Annotated in this window: 9 protein-coding genes and 1 pseudogene; 6 read left to right on the forward strand and 4 right to left on the reverse strand. The window is 37.8% G+C overall.

The features are described 5' to 3' along the window. Positions 1-75: 75 nt before the first annotated feature. From FTT76_RS16505 to FTT76_RS16515, 3 genes are all read left to right on the forward strand, one after another. Complete coding sequence (locus FTT76_RS16505; protein ID WP_005028603.1) at positions 76-975, forward strand: cation diffusion facilitator family transporter; 900 nt, start codon at positions 76-78, stop codon at positions 973-975. A gap of 186 nt (positions 976-1,161) precedes the next feature. Next, a complete protein-coding gene (locus FTT76_RS16510; protein ID WP_000678311.1) occupies positions 1,162-1,728 on the forward strand; it encodes a recombinase family protein in 567 nt (188 codons plus the stop codon). Positions 1,729-1,979: 251 nt separating this feature from the next. Continuing rightward, positions 1,980-2,798, forward strand: coding sequence for an AraC family transcriptional regulator (locus FTT76_RS16515; RefSeq protein WP_032073151.1), 819 nt, complete (start codon positions 1,980-1,982; stop codon positions 2,796-2,798). Between the two features lie 27 nt (positions 2,799-2,825). On the opposite strand, the gene FTT76_RS16520 is transcribed toward FTT76_RS16515, so the two are convergent. Beyond that, positions 2,826-3,422: a LysE family translocator gene (locus FTT76_RS16520; protein ID WP_074163998.1), complete on the reverse strand. Its 597-nt coding sequence runs from the start codon at positions 3,420-3,422 to the stop codon at positions 2,826-2,828. Between the two features lie 426 nt (positions 3,423-3,848). Between FTT76_RS16520 and FTT76_RS16525 the strand changes: the two genes are divergently transcribed. The 3 genes from FTT76_RS16525 (at position 3,849) to FTT76_RS16535 (ending at position 9,741) form a co-directional block, all read left to right on the forward strand. Beyond that, positions 3,849-5,012, forward strand: coding sequence for an efflux RND transporter periplasmic adaptor subunit (locus tag FTT76_RS16525; RefSeq protein WP_032073150.1), 1,164 nt, complete (start codon positions 3,849-3,851; stop codon positions 5,010-5,012). After that, positions 5,009-8,113, forward strand: coding sequence for a multidrug efflux RND transporter permease subunit (locus tag FTT76_RS16530; protein WP_270915313.1), 3,105 nt, complete (start codon positions 5,009-5,011; stop codon positions 8,111-8,113). Before FTT76_RS16525 ends, FTT76_RS16530 begins: the two co-directional genes overlap by 4 nt. A gap of 113 nt (positions 8,114-8,226) precedes the next feature. After that, positions 8,227-9,741 (forward strand): MFS transporter, encoded by a 1,515-nt coding sequence (locus FTT76_RS16535; protein ID WP_032073148.1) that lies wholly within the window; start codon positions 8,227-8,229, stop codon positions 9,739-9,741. A 103-nt stretch (positions 9,742-9,844) separates the two neighbouring features. Here FTT76_RS16535 and adeS read toward each other — a convergent pair whose 3' ends face one another. The 3 genes and pseudogenes from adeS to FTT76_RS16550 form a co-directional block, all read right to left on the reverse strand. After that, a complete protein-coding gene (adeS, locus tag FTT76_RS16540) occupies positions 9,845-10,951 on the reverse strand; it encodes a two-component sensor histidine kinase AdeS (protein WP_032073131.1) in 1,107 nt (368 codons plus the stop codon). Continuing rightward, positions 10,941-11,669, reverse strand: a complete 729-nt coding sequence (gene adeR, locus FTT76_RS16545; protein WP_032073130.1) for an efflux system response regulator transcription factor AdeR — start codon at positions 11,667-11,669, stop codon at positions 10,941-10,943. Before adeR ends, adeS begins: the two co-directional genes overlap by 11 nt. A 269-nt stretch (positions 11,670-11,938) precedes the next feature. Next, positions 11,939-12,259: pseudogene (locus tag FTT76_RS16550) on the reverse strand (IS1-like element ISAba3 family transposase); the annotation flags it as partial. Between the last annotated feature and the right edge of the window lie 131 nt (positions 12,260-12,390).

Below are 12,390 nucleotides of genomic sequence, written 5' to 3' on the forward strand. Positions count from 1 at the left end.
AGTCGATTTACAGCAGAGATATTGGCTGTTATCCAATATCTCTGCTCATCATAAATAGAATAAGGAAAATATTTTATGTCAGAACATCATGATCATAGCCATGCGGTTGTTACTGAAGAAAATAGTAAGAAGTTAATGGTTGCCTTAGGTTTAACGACTACTTTTTTAATAGTAGAAGTTGTCGCTGCTTTTATTACCCAAAGTTTGGCTTTGTTATCTGATGCAGCTCATATGTTTACTGATGTAGCCGCTTTAGCTATTGCTCTTGCCGCTATCAAAATTGGTAAAAAAGCCGCAGATGATAAAAGAACTTTTGGCTATCAGCGATTTGAAATTTTAGCGGCTCTGTTTAATGCGGTGATGCTTTTTGTGGTAGCAATATATATTGTATATGAAGCTTATCAACGTTTTACGAATCCTGCTGAAATTCAAAGTGTTGGAATGATGATTGTCGCGGTCATTGGTTTGGTCATAAATTTGATTTCAATGAAAATCCTTTCTGCTAGTGCTGAAGGAAGTCTAAATATAAAAGGTGCATATTTAGAAGTTCTTAGTGATGCTCTAGGATCGATAGGCGTGATTATCGGAGGAATAGTTATTTATTTTACCCAGTGGATGTGGGTTGATACCGTAATCGCTGTGTTAATTGGCTTCTGGGTCTTACCTCGAACTTGGATTTTATTAAAACAAAGTATTCATATTCTGCTTGAAGGAGTTCCTGATGAGATTGATATTGAGTCGTTAAGAAATGATTTATTGAAGCTAGAGGGCGTTGAAGGGATTCATCAGTTGAAAGTCTGGGCTATATCCTCAAGAAATATTCATTTAACTGCTCATTTGGTTGCTCCGAATAGCAATACAGATCAACTCTATCAAAAGGCCTTAGAAGTTCTAAAACATAATCATAATATTACTGAAATTACGTTACAAATAGAAAATACGAAATGTAATACATTGAACCAACATAAACACTAATTTGGACTTTAGTCTTCATATAGATGTTTTGTGTAACTTTAAAGTATACCCTAAAGTTACAATCTGGAAGTTCATGAAATTATGTATCATTTAAATGATTTTTAATCATAAGTAACATGTAACTTTAGTGTTAAAGAATTATAATTTACGAAATTGTTCATTTTTATCCAATTGGGGCGTGAAAAAGTGAAAGGCCAAAAAGTAGGGTATGTCCGGGTAAGTTCTGTCGAGCAAAACACTGGACGTCAACTTGAAGGAATTGAGGTCGACCGGATTTTTGTTGACCGTGCTTCAGGTAAAAATACTGACCGACCTAAATTTCAGGAAATGTTGAACTATGTCCGGGAAGGGGACAGGGTGATTGTACATTCAATGGATCGTTTTGCGCGAAGCCTAAAAGATTTGGTCACTGAAGTAGATAAACTGGTCAAACGAGGGATCGCCATCCAGTTTGTAAAAGAAAATATTACTTTTACAGCCGAATCCACCCCGATGGATAATTTGATGCTTCAAATGATGGGTGCTTTTGCACAGTTCGAACGTGAGATCATTTTAGAGCGGCAAAAGGAAGGAATAAAACTCGCCTCTGCTCAGGGGAAGTACAAAGGTCGGGTGCATAAACTAAAGCCTGACCAAGCTGAAGCTTTACGACAAGCATGGAAGGAGGGGAAGTATCCATCGAAAATGGCATTAGGGAAAGCTTTTGGGATTAGTCGTCAGGCGGTATACCGATATTTACAAGTTAGTGAATAGCTTATTGGGATTAGCAACTAAATTTAGTTTAACTTATAAAAATCATGAAACACTGTTCGAATTTTAAGCGTGGAACATGAATAATCAATAAAAAGCCGCTCTGCTGGTGCCCTATATTTCAGAACGGCTTGCTTTAATATAATGATATTTAAAGAGAAATATCAAGCATTACGTATAACGTGTATTATGTTAATTTTAGGAAAAGTGAAAAATAATCTACAATAGAATCTACGAAAAATTGGCCATCAATTATGCCTGATTTCTCCAGTGGAAATAATTGGATTGTGAGATCCCCCACTCAAAATCATAAATTAGAAAGAATTGAAGCATTTCTTTCCAATTATGCTTATAAACCTCACCGACATGATACTTATGCTATTGGCAGGACTCTTTCCGGAGTTCAAAACTTTCATTACAAAGGTACATTGCAACATAGCTTGCCAGGCATGACTATGGTTCTACACCCGGATGAAAAGCATGATGGTGAATCAGGAACATTAGATGGCTATCGCTATAGAATGATTTACATCGAACCAGCGATGATCCAAACCATTTTAAAGGGTAAACCTTTGCCTTTTATCAGACATGGCTTAAGTAATGATATTCGCCTGTTTAGGGCAATGGATAGCTTTCTAAATAATATAAATAATTATATGGATACCCTAGAAGAGGAAGATGCTCTATTTGATTTGGCAACTACACTGTGTGAAATTTCAGATACTTCATCTAACCAAAACAAAAAATTTGACTACAAGGCAGCAGAGAGAGCGCGTGAGTGTATTTTGGCGTATCCACATGAAAACTTAAGTTTGTCAGATTTAGAGAAACATGCTGATCGTGACCGCTGGAGCCTTTCTCGTGATTTCCGATTATTATTTGGAACTAGCCCACACCGTTATATGATCATGCGTCGCTTAGAAACAGTTAAGTTCTACCTTGCTCAAGGGGAGTCTATTGTTAATGCTGCTTTAAATGCAGGCTTTTTTGATCAGAGTCATATGACCAGACATTTTATAAAAACATTTGGTTTAACTCCCACTCAATGGAAAATGATAAATATTAAAAGATAGCCGTTCGATTTGAACGGCTAATTTGTCCTACAGCAGATTTATTCCATTAAGAAAATCTTTGAACATAAAAAGCCCTGATAAAATCAAGAGTATACCCATCAGCTTATTTAGCCGATTAAACCAGATAGGATTAGCAATTTTGTTGCCTAATACTTTTCCAACCAGAGCATAGGTGAATGGTGCGCCAACAGCACCAAGTGAAATCAGTAAAGAAACTATCAAGATCATGATTCCTGTGATTTTGGCTGCAGGGTACATAATTGTCGTAACAGGTAGAATGACGAGAATGGCTTTTGGATTTAATAACTGAATAAATAAGCCATTTAAGAATGTTAGATGGCTTTCTTGCTGTTGAGTTGTTTCTACATTCGCCCTAATCATTTTTATAGCCAAGTAGAATGTATAAATTGCACCCGCTAAAGCAATATAATGAATCAATCCATGTGGAATAACAGCTTCACCTATATAGCCAAACAATACGAATAAGATCAACATGGCGAAACCAATGCCTAGGTAAAATCCTATAGTCTTTTTTAATTGACCTGTAAGGCCAGAATTTAGCCCCATAAAATTTACAGGGCCTGGGCTATACATAACGCTTAATGTATAAAGAAATATTTCCACAGAGTTCACTCAATTAGATAGCAATAAACATCAAAGAGAGAACGGTATCGAGTTATAGGCCTTAAAGATTGTACGTTTGTGCTGAACTAATTAAAAATTTCTATTTAACTTATGTTCACCTAAAGTTCACTTCATAAGTGTATAAAGAAACTATGTATTGTATTTTCAATTGCTTATATAAATATTAGTCTTGGTTTAGAATTTTAAAGTTCATGAACTATGAGAAAAAACTAAGATACGATCAAAATTGTAGAACAACAAAATTATTTATACTAATTTACAAGCCACGCTGTTTAAGCGTGTCATTAAAAAATAAATCTTTTAATCTCTCCACACAATCTCCACACAATCTCCACACAACATCAGCAATTCATAAACACTGCTATTTCAAAATAGTAGTATCTAAAACCCCCCCTCTGAAAAAGCATGTCAACACATTATCATTTAATAGGTTCAATACTTATTACAACTGTACTTTTAATCGGCTGTACACAAGCCAAAGATGCTGAACAGTCCCCAACAGAAATGCCACCAGCGGTTGTCAGTACCATCACGGTATTACCGCATTCCATGAATTTAATTGAAAATCTTCCAGGCCGTGTTGTCGCTTACCGTATTGCTGAAATTCGCCCGCAAGTAGGTGGAATTGTTGATAAAGTACTTTTTAAGCAAGGCTCTTATGTGCAAGCAGGTCAACCACTTTTTAAATTGAATTCTGAAATATTTCAGGCAGATGTAAAAAGCAATCAAGCCACTTTAAACCGTGCACAAGCTGAGGTGACACGTTTGCAGGTGCTGTTAAAACGCTACACTGAATTAGTAAAAGTAAATGCGGTTAGTCAGCAGGAATACAACAATACCGAAGCAGATTATCAAAAAGCAAAAGCCGATGTGGCGCAAATGCAAGCCATGTTAAGCAGACAACAACTTAATCTTAAATATGCGACTGTTACAGCCCCTATCTCGGGAACGATTGGTGAAATCTTAGTGACTGAGGGTGCATTAGTTGGTCAAGGTGATACTAATGCAATGGCCGTAATACAACAGATTAATAAAGTCTATGTTGATGTAAAGCAATCAATTAGTGATTATGAAAAACTACAGGAAGCTTTACAGCAAGGTGACGTGTCAAATACCAAACATACGGTTGAAATCCTAAATAGTCAGGGTAAACCTTATAACGTTACAGGTGAAATCCTATTTTCGGATACTAAAGTTGATCCTGATACGGGTGATGTCACAATCCGTATTTTAGCCAATAATGAAAATCAAAAACTTTTGCCAGGCATGTATGTTCGAGTCAATATGAGCCGAGCTCAAGTTGAAAATGCGCTCCTAGTTCCAGAACAAGCGATTCAACATGATATTAGTGGTAAAGCCAATGTTACGATTGTTAATCAAAAAGGTTTAGCGCAAAGCAAGCCTGTTCAGCTTGGTCAACGTTATCAAAATAACTATGTGATCAAACAAGGGTTACAAGCAGGTGAGAAAGTCATTGTTGAAGGGGCTGATCGTATACAGCCTGAGCAAAAATTAAAAATTAAGCAGTGGCAACCTACAAATATTAAGGAAAATGGAGGACAGCAATAATGTCCCAATTTTTCATTAGGCGTCCTATTTTTGCATGGGTGATTGCTTTATTTATTATTCTGTTGGGTGTACTAAGCATCCCCAAGTTACCTATTGCACGATTCCCAAGTGTTGCGCCACCACAGATTAGTATTACGGCAATCTATCCAGGTGCTACGCCAAAAACATTGAATGATAGTGTTGTGACCTTGATTGAGCGGGAAATGTCAGGTGTCAAAAACTTACTTTATTACAGTTCAAGTTCAGATAGTTCTGGAACAGCAACAATCACCGCAACATTTAAACCAGGTACAGATGTAGAACTTGCACAAATTGATGTGCAAAACAAAATTAAAGCCATTGAGTCACGCTTACCTCAAACAGTGCGACAACAAGGGCTGATGGTCGATGCTGCGTCGTCTGGTTTTTTAATGATGGTGGGCTTAAGTTCACCGAATGGCAAATATAGTGAAATTGATGTCAGTGACTATATGACTCGCTATGTGATTGAAGAATTAAAGCGGGTTGACGGTGTTGGTAAAGTCCAAAATTTTGGTGCTGAAAAAGCCATGCGGATTTGGGTCGATCCAGATCGTTTGGTTTCTTATGGATTGAGTATTCAAGATGTGAATACAGCCATCCAAAACCAAAACTTGCCGATATCACCAGGTCGTATTGGTGATGTTCCTGCTTTGACGGGGCAACAAATTACTATTCCTTTAACTGCTCAAGGTCAATTAGAAACTGTAGAGCAATTCAAGAAAATTAGTTTACGTGCTCAACAAAATGGCGCCAATGTTCGACTGTCGGATGTCGCTCGTGTCGAAATCGGGGCACAGATGTATAACTTTGCGATTTTAGAAAATGGCAAAGCCTCTACAGCTGTGGCGATACAAATGAGTCCTGGTGCCAACGCTGTCAAGACTGCAGAAGGTGTTAAAGCGAAAATTGAACAGTTAGGTTCAGCACTGCCTGATGGTATGAAATTCTCTATACCTTACGACACTGCACCTTTTGTAAAAATCTCGATTGAAAAAGTAATCATGACATTGCTTGAAGCTATGGCATTAGTTTTTATTGTCATGTTTATCTTTTTACACAATGTTCGATACACCTTAATTCCGGCGATTGTTGCACCGATTGCATTGCTTGGCACATTCTCAGTCATGCTGCTTGCTGGTTTTTCGATTAATGTGCTGACCATGTTCGGTATGGTGCTTGCGATCGGGATTATTGTCGATGATGCGATTGTGGTCATTGAGAATGTTGAACGCATTATGGCGACAGAAGGCTTATCTCCAGTTGAAGCCACATCTAAAGCCATGAAGGAAATTACCAATCCGATTATTGGCATCACCTTAGTGTTAGCCGCTGTATTCTTGCCGATGGCATTGGCGTCAGGCTCAGTGGGGATTATCTATCGTCAGTTCACCATTACCATGTCGGTTTCAATTTTATTCTCAGCTTTCCTTGCACTGACATTAACCCCTGCGTTATGTGCAACGATGTTAAAACCGATTGATCAAGACCATCAGAAAAAGGGTGTTTTTGCATCGTTTGATCGCAGTTTTGAGAAGCTGAACAATCGCTATGAACGCAGTTTATTTAAAGTAATTAAACATAAAACCCTCGCAATGTTATGTTTCTTAGGCATTGTCATTGTGCTGATTTTTAGTTTTAAACACGTTCCGACTGCGTTTATGCCAGAAGAAGATCAGGGGTGGTTTATGACTTCGATTCAACTTCCTGCGGATGCAACTCAAGAACGTACCCGTAAAGTCGTTGCTGAGTTTCAAAATTATTTAGACCAAGAAACGGGGATTAAAGACAATATGGCGGTCTTAGGTTTTGGTTTTAGTGGATCTGGTCAGAATACAGCGATGTATTTTACCAATCTATTGCCATTCGAAGAGCGTACTATTACGGCACAAGAAGTCGTGAATAATGCCAATATAGCGATGGCTGAAAGTTCAGAAGGTCAAACCATGTCTGTGTTACCACCAGCAATTGATGAATTGGGTAACTCATCTGGTTTTTCACTGAGATTATTAGATCGTGGCAATATTGGCATGCCTGCTTTAAGAGAAGCACAAGATCAGCTTTTAGCATTAGCAGCACAAAGTAAAATCGTGGCGGAGGTCTATCCTGAAGGTTTGCCAGATGGCAGTTCTGTACAGCTTAAAATTGATAGAGATAAATTGCAGGCATTAGGTGTTAATTTCAGTGATGTGACCGATATTATTTCAACCTCAATGGGTTCGATGTATATCAATGATTTTCCAAATCATGACCGTATGCAGCAAGTCATTGTGCAACTTGATGCCAAATCACGCATGAGTATTGAAGATATTCTTCAGATTAAGGTGAACAGTCAAAGCGGTAAATTGGTTTCAATGTCTGAAATAATTACTCCAATTTGGCAACATTCCCCACAACAATACAATCGTTACAACGGTCGTCCATCATTGAGTATTTCTGGCAGTCCAGCAGCAGGTATATCTTCAGGACAAGCCATGACTGAGATGGAAAATTTGATTGAACAACTTCCGAAAGGTGTGGGTTATGAGTGGACTGGGATTTCTCTAGAAGAAAAACAGTCGGAATCACAAACCTTGTTTTTATTACTGTTGTCGATGTTAGTCGTTTTCCTTGTCTTGGCAGCGCTTTATGAAAGCTGGTCAATTCCATTCTCTGTGATGCTAGTTGTCCCTCTAGGGTTGATTGGCGCCTTTTTAGCAGTAATGTTACGTGGTATGCCAAATGATATTTTCTTTAAGGTCGGCATGATCACGATTATTGGTCTATCTGCAAAGAATGCTATTTTGATTGTTGAGTTTGCAAAAGCACTAAGAGAAGAAGGAATGGGTTTAGTGGAGGCAACCGTTGCAGCCGCTAAATTGCGCTTACGTCCAATCCTAATGACATCTTTGGCATTTACCTGTGGCGTTATTCCTTTAGTCATTGCCAGTGGCGCTAGTTCTGAAACTCAAAAAGCGATTGGTACAGGCGTCTTTGGCGGCATGATCAGCGCAACAATTCTAGCTGTTATTTTTGTACCGATTTTCTTTATTGTCGTCATGAGCATGGTTGAGAAATTCTCGAAACGTAAAGCGGCACATTAAGCATCAAAACTGAGAATAAAAGCTGTGGGTTAACGAGTTTAGCCCACAACAAATCTTTCATTTACATCTTTATTTCAGAATTGATTTAATAAACCATCAATATAGGTTTAATCATGAAAGCTACCAATCTTGATCCGAAACGCTGGTGGATATTGCTCGCTGTCGTGCTTGCATTTCTGCCGATTGTGATTGATATGACTGTACTGCATGTTGCGGTTCCCTCATTAACCCAATCGCTGAGTGCCACAAGTAACCAAGTCTTATGGATTATTGATATTTATCCATTACTTATGGCTGGACTTTTAGTTCCGATGGGAACTTTGGCTGATCGTGTCGGCAATCGTAAGATTCTGCTGATTGGCTTGGTTATATTTGGAATTGCCTCAGTCCTTGCGGCATTTTCCCAAACGGCTTCTATGCTGATTGCCGCACGTGCTTTATTAGCATTAGGCGGTGCCATGATTATGCCCTGTGTATTGGGTATTATTCGCAGAACCTTCGAAGACAGTCGCGAACGTGCCATTGCGCTGGGTATTTGGGGCACAATCGGATCAGCCGGTGCCGCCATTGGACCGCTCATTGGTGGGGGATTGTTAGAATATTTCTGGTGGGGTTCAGTTTTCCTGATTAACGTCCCAATCATGCTGGTTGTCGCACCAATGTGCTATTTCTTATTGTCCCGAAAAGAAGCTATAACCCCTGGACATTGGGCATTTGGTCAAGCGCTATTGCTGATTGTCGGTTTGATTTCGTTTGTATATGCACTAAAAGCAGGCTTAGGCGGTAAACAGTCGTTGTTGATTGTCTTGCCTTTGGTCGTTTTATCTATCGGCTTATTAACCATATTTGTACGCAAACAGCTGAATTCTCCTCAGCCGATGCTAGATCTTTCGCTATTTTCACGTCCTGCTATTTTAGCCGGCATTATTATGGCAATGGTTGCTGCAGGCGCTTTGGCAGGGGTTGAGTTAACTTTGGCAATGGAGCTGCAATATGTCATTCGTTTAACACCGCTGCAAGCCGGTCTTTTTATGGTTCCGATTATGGTTGCGGCCGCTATTGGCGGGCCTATTGCTGGTTTTTTATCCAATAAATTTGGACTCCGTCTGGTTGCGACCATGTCATTAATATTGGCAGCAATTGCGTTGGTCAGTTTGAGTTATTCAGATTTTCATCATCCGGGAATCATCGTTCCCTTTATTTTAGCTTCGATTGGATTAACACTGAGTATTGGTTTAACAGCTTCATCCATTGCGATCATGGGCTCAGTACCTGCAGAAAAGGGCGGTGCGGCAGGTTCACTTGAAAGTACAGGTTATGAACTGGGTACAGGACTAGGTATTACTTTATTTGGTGTTTTCATGGCCTATATATTTGGCAGTCATCTTCAAGTGCCGTCAGATTTAACTGCTGTTTTAGCAGAAAAAGCCAGACTTTCGATTGGTGATACCTATTTAGTGGCGAGCCAGTTACCCGTTGAACAAGGTACAGCATTGATTAACGCAGGTAAAATTGCCTTCAGTTCAGCTCATGTTAATTTATTATTAACAGCAGGGATTATCATCGGGATACTCTCCATTGTGGTATTTTTTATGCTAGCTAAATATCGAGATGAGAATTCATTGTGATGAAATTTATTTGAGGATCATCAAACAGAATGGTTAAGTTCAGACATCAATTTATCTTAAATTTATGGTTTAAATTAAGCCGTATTAATCTGAACTTAACACATTATAAATGAGTTGATGTCTTACGATTTAGTTGAATAGTAAAACAGCTGCCACCTAAGTTTTTGGATTTAGAATAATAAATATGACCTTGGTGTGCTTCAATAATTGCATCAATCACTGCCAAGCCTAATCCAGTACCGCCATCTAGACATGATCTAGAGTCTTCCAGTCGATAGAAGGGTTTGAACAGGTGTTTAAGATGCGATTCATCAATACCAGGACCTTCATCTTCAAACGTCAATACCCAATGTTCTGCTGTGGTTACAGATGTAATATTTATTTTTCCAGCATTCGAATATCTTAGAAAGTTAGAGAACAATGCAATAAAGACCTGTTCCATCCTTCTTATATCAACGCAAACCAATTTATCCGTCAAATTTAAAACAATAGTTAAACCTTTAACATGAAACCGTTCATTAAACATCTGCAGACATTTTTCAATACTATTTTTTAAATTGGTCTTTTCTAGTTCTAATCGTAATTGTTTATTTTCAATAAGTGTCAGTGTCCGTAAATCTTCCACAAGGTAAGATAAGCCTTCGACTTGGTTCAATAAGCTTAGGTGTAAAGCTTTATCGGCAATAAATATACCATCGACAATACCTTGCAAGCGACCTTGTAATATTGTCACAGGTGTTCGTAATTCATGTGCAATTGCAGCATTCCAAACAGTTGAATTCTTAACTGATACTTCAAGTTGGTTTGCCATTTCATTGAAGTTCTCAATAAGAGACTTGATTTCATGTGGAATATCATGATGTGGCTGTTTAATTCTGAGTGCTAAATTGCCTTGTTGAATTTGTTGAATAACATCTGCTAAATCACTAATTGGCTGTGTATAGCGTTTTCCATATTTAAAGGCGAGGATAGTAGAAAGAAAAAAGCCTGTTAATAGCACTAAAAACAGCCAGATAAAGTCAACGGAGGTAACTGAAAATTCATTTGAATTAATAACTTGTGTATTTAGAAAACCTATTTTTATCGCCCAGCTATAAACAAAATAGCCAATCATGAAAGATAACAGCGTAATGCCTAAATTGAATAGGCTCATCATGATAATAAACTGGAAGTTAATTCCAACAGAATTTTTAAAAAAGTTAAATTTCATGATTTTGATCTAAGCGATACCCCACGCCACGGACATTGATTAATAAGCCATTTACATCATTTTCTTCAAGTTTTTTGCGTAATTTGCTGATATGGCTATCTACAGTGCGATCTAAAGCATCACTTTCAGGCATACAGTTTTGGATCAATTCATTACGTGTAAAGACTTTATTCGGTGTTTTTGCCATCAAAAACAGTATCTTATACTCAGTTAACGTAAGGTTGAGCAACTGATTTCTTTGACCATTTGAAATGTAAACTTGATGATGATCTGGATTAATTTCAATATTTCTATAACGAATAATATTAGTTATTTCCATATTTTGGCTTGTACTTCGTCTAAGTACGGCTTGTATTCGTGCAATCACTTCGTTTGGGTTAAATGGCTTAATAATAAAGTCATCAGCACCCATTTTTAGCCCCATGATCTTATTCACTTGATCATCTAAGGCAGTCAGCATAATGACAGGTAAATGACTTGTTTGACGGATGATTTGTAGAATTTCCCAGCCATTTAGTTTGGGTAATTTAATATCAAGGAGAATCAGGTCGATAGAGTTGGCTTTTAGGCACTCTAAAGCTTGTTGTCCATCCAATGCACGGATGACCTGCATGTTTTCATTTTTTATGTATTTTTCAAGAATGTCACCAATATCATAATCATCTTCTACAACGAGAATGACGCTGTTTTCGAAGCTGTGCTGTAGATTTGGATACATATATTTTATCTTAGATGAAGTAGCTATGCATTTTAACATTTAATTGTGTAATGGAGATGATTAGACGAGCAGTCATTTATATTTGTAATTGAGGGGTGACATATAATAAAATTCGTTGCATATCAGTATTAATGAACAAAATGTCAATTATCATTCATTTAACATAATGGCTGTTATACGAAACGAGAGTGTTAGAACCCATTTAAAGTGTCTATATTCTCACCAATAAAAATGTCCGGTTTCTCCGAGGTAAAATATGACTTTTGAACAAAAATAAGCCATTGTTTATTCTTTTTATTTCCAACAAAATTCCAGAACTCATCTACTTCGAGAGATTCATAATGACTTTGCTGAGGCTGAATTTCATAGGTTGATTCAGTTAAAGTACGTAAAACTTTACCGATACTGATGCGCTCAACTTCAGCAATATCTCGTATACCGCTGCCTCTGACCATCAACTGTAATATTTTACGAGTAATACCTGACTTACATCCTAGATAGCTCAGTGCATGATCACCAATAAACTGACGTTTACAGTCTTTGCACTGATAGTTTTGTTTCCCATCTACTTTGATACCATTTTTCTTTATACTATGATGTGTGCTGAATTAGCAGGAGACTTTCACTTGGGAGATTCTAGGCAGCTAACCGATAAAAGTCTTCTGCCATTTGATTTGGTGTCTTAAAATCCAAGCCTTTTTGAATTCTTCGCTGATTATAA

This window comes from Acinetobacter sp. YH01009, from assembly GCF_013420765.1.
Classification (GTDB): domain Bacteria; phylum Pseudomonadota; class Gammaproteobacteria; order Pseudomonadales; family Moraxellaceae; genus Acinetobacter; species Acinetobacter amyesii.

What these genes read in the sequence shown, in the direction of transcription:
- FTT76_RS16505 (WP_005028603.1), top strand. Translation starts at nt 76, where the DNA reads ATGTCAGAACATCATGATCATAGCCATGCGGTTGTTACTGAAGAAAAT.
- FTT76_RS16515 (WP_032073151.1), top strand. Translation starts at nt 1,980, where the DNA reads ATGCCTGATTTCTCCAGTGGAAATAATTGGATTGTGAGATCCCCCACT.
- FTT76_RS16525 (WP_032073150.1), top strand. Translation starts at nt 3,849, where the DNA reads ATGTCAACACATTATCATTTAATAGGTTCAATACTTATTACAACTGTA.
- FTT76_RS16535 (WP_032073148.1), top strand. Translation starts at nt 8,227, where the DNA reads ATGAAAGCTACCAATCTTGATCCGAAACGCTGGTGGATATTGCTCGCT.
- adeS (WP_032073131.1), bottom strand. Translation starts at nt 10,951, where the DNA reads ATGAAATTTAACTTTTTTAAAAATTCTGTTGGAATTAACTTCCAGTTT.
- adeR (WP_032073130.1), bottom strand. Translation starts at nt 11,669, where the DNA reads ATGTATCCAAATCTACAGCACAGCTTCGAAAACAGCGTCATTCTCGTT.